Raw genomic sequence first — 7552 nt, forward strand, 5'->3', positions numbered from 1 at the left:
GCTCTCTTCCTTGAGATGACCTAGTTAATTTTGTTATTAGCGGCGGCGTTGCCAAATACCTTTTGGCGGCTCGCCATTGCGGTTAAAGCCAAACCAGTCATAGTGACTTTTAATTTGCTCATTGATGGCTTGCCATTGTTGCTGTTTACCCGCATCAAACACAATATACTCAACCCGATGAGCTCGCAGCCAATCACGACTACTGCCTAAGTTGCCGGCATAAAAGCTACGGATTTGTTCCGTCATTTTCCAAACTTGTGGCACTTCGCCATGCCAGGTGCGCAAGTGCGATGGCCAGCCCATTAATGCAGGCTTGTCATTGAAGATAGCAAACACGCTAGAGTGCATGTACGCATTGTTTGGAACATTTTCTAATACAATACCGCGAGGCGCTTGTTTGAGAAAAGCGAACATATCACGATTTGCAGGGTTGCCAGTAAACCACTCATGCCCTTGAAGTTTGCCCATGTGCGCCTTGTTCGCATGAGTGAGGTAGTTAACCACATCGATACCTGCGGTAGAGGTAATCAATAGCACCATAATGGCCGATGCCTTGATCCAAATTTTTTGTGCACCTAAACAAATCGCACCAAATAACACTAAGGCGCCCACATAAATCCAACCCCACCATTTCATCACGGTGTTGGTGCGAATAAATTTGCCGCCGGTCGGATCGTCGATATAGATCATTTCACTGATTAATAACAGCAGACCAAAGGTAATCACAAACGCGGCCGCTAATTGTCGCCATTTACGGTCAAACAAGGCGAGTAACATTAGCGCTAAAATGGGCCATTGCATGCCCACAAATCGTGCCCACGGGGTATGGTCATCACCCGTCACTAGCTTAACAGGCGTTGATACCCCGCCACTGGTAAAGCCAATTAAGAAAGGGTACACCAATAAACCGGCTAACAAGCCACCACCTATCAAGGCCAGCCAATCAGGCTTTTGCTTTTGCCAATAAGTTAACGCTAACCAACCACATAGCAAAAACCCTTGTAGCGGAAAGACCCAGGTATTCGTTATCAGCATCAAAGGCACCGTTGCACCTAACATAGCAGTACACAAACGCACGGCCTGCTGAGCCTGAATCGACATAATGAGCACTAAGGTGATCAATAGAATCAAAAAGCCGCCGATGGGCGGGTGATAATCACCAACAAAGAACTGGTAGCCATAGTTTTCCAATGGCAACACCCTTAGCTCAAATTGAGGATTGGGTTTATTAATTGGGAACAGCAGCTCAGCCATTTCAGCGTTGGTTTTGTCACCGCCTTGATGGGCCTTCTCATCGTGGGATCCGGTAAAACGAGCACCACGAACCAAATTCATAAAGGCATGATTAGAGACCTGATGGCGATAGCTATTTTCTGCATTGCGAATATCTTGCTCAGACGCTTTATCGATGTGTTCCGCTTGTAATATTTGCGGCTCGCTAGGTTGCTTATAAACCAGATGCAACAACGGCGATAAGCCGGTGCCACCAAATGCTAAGGTAGCGACTAATAAGAGCTTGAGCCAAGTTGATTTAACAAAGTGCCCAGCCAAATACCAAGCTAACGTGATGGGCAGCGCCATCAAGATACAAAATGATAAGTTGTAGGTCGTGCCCACGTCCAGACTAAAAATACGACCAATCAGCGCACCAAGGTAATGCTGAAAAGCATAATAAAAGTCAAACTTATGCGGCGCATACCAATTGTCATCCGGCGGTAAGGTCGCCCCATTCATATAATTACTAATAAAATAGAGATCCGTTATCCGCTCTGAGCTGACATTAATGGCGGGCAGCGAAAAACGCCAGATAAAGGCGTATAGAAAGGCCAAACCAAATACCAGCTCAGCTCCCCAAAACCCACTGGCTTTGAGGTCTCCTTGGCGCTGGTAGAGTAAGTAAGCACTTGCCAAAGAAGTCAGTGGCCACAACCAATTTAAGCCACCCAAGCCAACAAAGTGCTCGATAAAAAAGAACACTAATGCGAATAACAAAATCCCCAATGCACGGGCGAGCGCAAAGTTAGGCAACCAACGACGACAGAATAAGGTGAGGCCAGCCAAATTGAGCCAAATAATGGCTAAGGTGAGAGCCAAGTAAATAAAATGCATGATTAATAACTTCCTTGTTCTTTACGCTGCCAAATACCTAGCCTTAAATCGCCATGCTCTTTAAACGGTAACCAAATGTAATCTCGCGCAATCTTTTGCTGAACATTAAGCCAGCCTTGGCGATCTGCATTGTAATCATCCTGACGCCACACTATGTATTGAATCTGATGCTTCGCCAGCCAAGTTAACGGATCATCCAATTGACCTTTAAACAATTGCTGAGCTTGTAAACCACGTTGATAAATAAAGTCAGCGTTACTACGCCATTGTTTTTGGTGAGACGGCCAACCCGTGAAGGAAGGCTTATCCGCAAATAAGGCCATCGCGGACGTTGACGAATAAGCCATACGATCAAGGCGCTCCAGCACCACACCGGCAGGCGCATTTTTTAAGTAAGTCAGTATCTGACGGTTTTCGGGGTGCTTAGTCAACCAATGGTGACCATGTAACTTACCAAAGGAAGACTTATCCGCGACAGAGAAATATTCCACTAACGTCACGCTATAACTCGATAAAGCAACTAATGGAATAAGCGTTAACCAACGTAACCAACCCGCTTGCTTGGCAAATAACACCCCGCATAAGCCAACCAGCATTAATACTTGGATCCAAGACCACCACTTTAAAATGGTATTAAAGCGATCGAACACCCCACCCATGGGATCATCAATGATGATGAGCTCGGATAAGCCTAAACATACGCCACTAATCACCATGATAAATGCAGCGAGTGGTAATTTTTTTACTAACCCAGCAGCCAGAAGCCACAGCATTAACACCGGCCATAGAATAAGCAACCACTGGGTAAAGTTAACATGTTGATCGGCGCCAACCCACTTAATCGGCGTACTCAGTGCATTACTGGTAAATTCGAACAAGAAAGGGTACGCCAAAATCAATGGCGCCATACCACCGGCAATAACAGATTTAAGACAGAGTGAGCGACCACAGATGGCTCGGTATCCGAGCCACGAAAACACCAACAGCGCTTGCAACGGTACCACCCAGGTATTGGTTATCAGCATGAGCGGGCCAGTGGCCACTAAAATCCCCGTCAACCAGCGCTGTTGTGCTAATGTGGTTCGGATTTTTTCTAATTGAAAAATACAGGCTAACGCCAGTAATAGCAGAGTAAAACTGCCAAGAGGGGGGTGATAATCACCTTGAAAGGTAAGATAACCTATGGTCTCCAGCGGCATCTCCAAATTCGTGCTAGGCGCGACACCAAAATACTCCTTACCAAAATCGGTGTTTACGCGCTCATCGTACATACCTATGTAACGCACACTGGCCCAAAGCTTACTTTGAGCCGCAAAGCGAGCCTGATTTTCTGGGTAATCATACATAAACGGAACAAAGGGTGACACGCCTGTGCCGCCAGCAACAACCGCCAAGAGTAAAACGAGTTTAAGGTATTTGTTCTTACACCAAGTGCTTGCGATCGCCCAAACTAAGCTAAAGATAAAAGCCATGACCAATGCAGAGGCGAAATTATAACTATGGCCAACACTCAAGTTTAGAATTCGCCCTAATAAAGCGGCGCTGTAATGTTGGAAACCATAGTAAAAATTAAACGTGTAGCCGGGTAACCAATTGTCAACAGGGGGTAACTGAGTGCCCGCCATGTAGTTACTAACAAAAGACAGGTCTGTTAGGGCTTCTGAACCACCATCGATATCGGGAAAGGCCATTTTCCAAAATAAGCCATAACCAAGACCAACAATGAAAACTAATTCACTCTTCCACCACCCTTGGCGAAAGGAGGCGTTAGCCTGATATAGCACCCATACAGATAAGATAGTCGTTAAAGGCCAAAGCCAGCTTAAGTTACCTAGGCCGATGTAGTGCTCAATAAAGAATAGAAGCAGACAAAATAGTAACGTACCAGCAAGTTTACTGACGGCATAACTGCCAACGAAGCGCTGTCCAACCACCGCAACGGCAGACAAATTGACGCAGAGAATTAGCAAGGTCATTGCTAAAAATATCAGACTCATAGCCTTGTTCTTCCATGATAATGCAAAATGTTAAATTAGCTTGGGCCTACCTCAGCCAATTAAGCAAGCCCCTGCTACTATCCTTGTCTCAGGAGAGGGTTGAGTTTAACAAACAAAATGGCTTGGTTCTTCGACCTATTTAGCAAAATAACCCTATACCAACAGGAATAATGGCATGATGACGTAGTCACTCGAAAAACTGATTAAATGAATAACCCTATTCAGCAACAAAAAAGGCCACCCAATGGCAGCCCTTTAGCACTCCTTTACCCTAACCATTCAATCTAAGACCAGGTTGTCCATTACGTTTTGCAACTGTAACCCCTTAGATTGGCGGATCTCTGCTTTCTTAAGCTTGTTATGAACTAACTCTAAGGTAATACATAGCGGCTTTTGCACATCTTTCTCGAAACAGTAAATCGTAAAATGTGTTTCTAGGCCGACTTTATACTTGGGCGTACTGCGAATGACGGAAACCAAAGAAAGGTTAGTGCCATTGATGGGAGAATGGTTAGTGCCATTGATGGGAGAATGGTTTAAGTAAAAGGTTTGACTGGCGATCATGCTTTTAACCAGTCGTACATCAGCGCGGCGTTGCTTGTAAAGCAACGCTAACGTTACTCCCAGCAAACTAAATATGGCGAAGTAAAAAATCATTACAAGATCCCTCTAGTAAACAATTGAATATAATTAATTTTAACTATTTGTGTTTGCTCTCTACGTCCGTGCAGAGAATATCTGCTCAAACATTAAACAGATATACGGTGAATTGTGCCTGATGGATTGTAAAAAAAATGTTGGCTGGATCTAATTTAGCTGTGGAATGAGAATTAAATGACTAAATTATTTATTTTAATGACTATCAACAACTATTTTTGCGCTAAACGTGGGCGGAATCGTTTCCGCCCGTTGCCTAAAATTACTTCAATGCCTGCTCTAGGATCGCTCGGCTAGTGTCTAACGTGATACCTTGGTTTTCCCCTAAGACAACCATATTATGTTGCTTTAATTGGTTAACAATGGCGGAAATAGCAGCGGCTTTGTCATCGCCATATTTGTCTAACTGGGTCGCAACACCTAGGCTATGATAGAAAGACTCAATAGCCGCTATCGTCTGCTCTGCCAGATCTTCACTTTCTTCAAGCTTGAATACATGACGTCCCATTTGCGCTAACTTAGCCCGCTTGCATTCAATCTGATTACGCAACAGCCAAGGTTGCACTATGGCTAGCGAGCGGGCATGATCGACACCGTATAAGGCAGTCAATTCATGACCTATCATGTGTGTAGCCCAGTCTTGTGGCACACCTGAACCAATCAAACCATTAAGCGCCTGATTAGCGGTCCACATCAAGTTTGCACGCCAGCTGTCATTGTCTCGCTCAGCAAATTGCTCACCTAAGGTTTTTAAACTGTTCAGTAACACTTCGGCATAACCATCTTGCACCAACGCCCCAGTAGGCTTAGTCAGGTATTGCTCACAGGTATGCACCCAAGCATCCACTAAGCCATTGATCAGTTGCCTTTCAGGTAAGCTTTTCATCACGTCTGGGTCCATAACCGCAAATGCAGGTTGAACAGCAGGGGAAAGGAAGGCGAGCTTGTCCTGAGTGGCTGCCTTAGTGATCACTGAGCCCATGTTTGATTCAGAGCCCGTCGCGGGCAAGGTTAACACGGCGCCGATTGGTAAGGCCTGAGTCACTTGATGCTGGCCCGTTAATATGTCCCAACCATTTCCCGCGTATAAGGCCGCAGCGGCAACATACTTAGCACCATCGATAACAGAGCCTCCCCCGACCGCGAGAATAAAATCGATATTCTGATCTTTCACTAACTCAACCGCTCGATCTAAGGTCTCGACCGTTGGATTAGGCTCAACTCCCGAAAATTCAATCACATCATGTTCAGCTAAGGCTGCCAAAACTTGTTGATAAACGCCATTTGCTTTAATCGAACCTCCACCATAAAGAAATAGCACTTTCATGCCTTTTTGGATGGCTTGCGAAACAGAATGAATCTGCCCTTGTCCGAAAAAAATCTTGGTTGGATTGTGATAAGTAAATTGCATTAGCTTCCTCTCAAATTTATGGTTAATCTAAAAGCAACGAACTACCACTGCATATTAGTACCCATACTTATCATAAAATAGGTGAATTACTGGATAAAATATGCCTATTTATGCCAATAACGGTTTTTAACGTAAAACGAGTAAGGCCATGACTCCATCACACCCGTTTACCGCTTTAATGAAACGATACTGCCAGCAGCAAAAACTCGATCACTTAAATGGGCTCCATCAAGCCAATATTAATGGCGTCTGGTTCTACCGTAGTGATACCCAAAGTGAACGCCAGTCACTGGTATACCAATCCGGTATTATTATCATGGGCCAAGGGCAGAAGCGGGTACACCTATCGGAGCAAACATTTAGTTATGGGCCTGGTGATTATCTGGTTCTCGGCGTACCTCTCCCCCTTGAATGTGAAGCTTGGGGGCAACAAGATGAACCCTTACTTGGTATAGCCATCGACATTGATCCTCAACGACTTGCGCAGGTTGCCGGTCAACTAAGGCAATTTGATTGTTTTTCCGACAGTACAGCGCCGGAATGTGGCTTAGTCGCAAGCAAAATGGCTCCATCATTAGAGCAAGCCGTAACACGCTTACTGGAAGCCATGCTAGATGAGGCCGAGGCAAACATTTTAGGGGATAGCATTATCACCGAAATTGTTTATCGCATCCTCATTCAGAAACAAGGTAGGGTGCTATATGAATTGGTCAATCAGGATAGCCATTATGCCCGCATCGCCCAAACATTAAACTGGCTCCATCAGCATTACCCAGACCAAATCTCCGTTGAACAACTCGCAAAAACAGCCAATATGAGTTTGTCTTCATTTCATCGTGCCTTTCGTCAAGTAACCCTAGAATCACCACTGCAATACCTTAAAAAAGTCAGGCTTGATAAGGCTAAAGATCTTATTGTGAAAGAAGGAAAGCGCATTAATGATGTTGCAGAATTAGTTGGCTACACAAGCTCTTCACAATTCAGTAGGGAATTTAAACGCCACTTTAAAACGACCCCGAAACAGGCTGTCAATACCCTGTAAGGCCTGAGTTACTCAACTCAGATTTAGTGTGGGAGTAAGATTAGAGGGGTGCCCTACTCTGCTTTGTTGCTGGTCTTTAAGGAGAGATGTTGCTTTCAGCAGACGTAAATAAGCCCAAGTCATTCAACTCAGGTTTAGTGTGGGAGCATGATAAGAGGGGTGCCCTACTCTGCTTTGTTGCTGGCCTTTTAGGAGGGATGTTGCTTTCAGCAGATGTAAAAAAGCCCAAGTCGTTAGACTCGGGCTTTCTTGTTTGGAGCTTGGCGGTGTCCTACTCTCACATGGGGAAGCCCCACACTACCATCGGCGCTGCTGCGTTTCACTTCTGAGTTCGGC

At 45.0% G+C, this 7552-nt stretch carries 5 protein-coding genes and 1 rRNA gene; 1 reads left to right on the plus strand and 5 read right to left on the minus strand.

Going from position 1 to position 7552, the window contains the following annotated elements; genetic code table 11:
- Nucleotides 1-36 precede the first annotated feature (36 nt).
- The 4 genes from K6Y21_RS17025 to K6Y21_RS17040 form a co-directional block, all read right to left on the minus strand.
- On the minus strand, nt 37-2109 hold the full coding sequence (locus tag K6Y21_RS17025; protein ID WP_233073094.1) for a DUF2298 domain-containing protein: 2073 nt from the start codon (nt 2107-2109) through the stop codon (nt 37-39).
- A 2-nt stretch (nt 2110-2111) separates the two neighbouring features.
- Nucleotides 2112-4106: a DUF2298 domain-containing protein gene (locus K6Y21_RS17030; RefSeq protein WP_233073095.1), complete on the minus strand. Its 1995-nt coding sequence runs from the start codon at nt 4104-4106 to the stop codon at nt 2112-2114.
- A gap of 279 nt (nt 4107-4385) precedes the next feature.
- A complete protein-coding gene (locus K6Y21_RS17035; RefSeq protein ID WP_233073096.1) occupies nt 4386-4763 on the minus strand; it encodes a hypothetical protein in 378 nt (125 codons plus the stop codon).
- A gap of 262 nt (nt 4764-5025) precedes the next feature.
- Nucleotides 5026-6174, minus strand: a complete 1149-nt coding sequence (locus tag K6Y21_RS17040) for an iron-containing alcohol dehydrogenase (protein WP_233073097.1) — start codon at nt 6172-6174, stop codon at nt 5026-5028.
- Nucleotides 6175-6322: 148 nt separating this feature from the next.
- Between K6Y21_RS17040 and K6Y21_RS17045 the strand changes: the two genes are divergently transcribed.
- Entirely contained in the window at nt 6323-7216 is an 894-nt protein-coding gene (locus tag K6Y21_RS17045; RefSeq protein ID WP_233073098.1) for an AraC family transcriptional regulator, read from the plus strand.
- 258 nt (nt 7217-7474) lie between these two features.
- Here K6Y21_RS17045 and rrf read toward each other — a convergent pair.
- A 5S ribosomal RNA gene (rrf, locus tag K6Y21_RS21490) occupies nt 7475-7552 on the minus strand; the annotation flags it as partial.

This window comes from Motilimonas eburnea (assembly GCF_021295345.1).
GTDB classification, from domain to species: domain Bacteria; phylum Pseudomonadota; class Gammaproteobacteria; order Enterobacterales; family CBDFNC01; genus Motilimonas; species Motilimonas eburnea.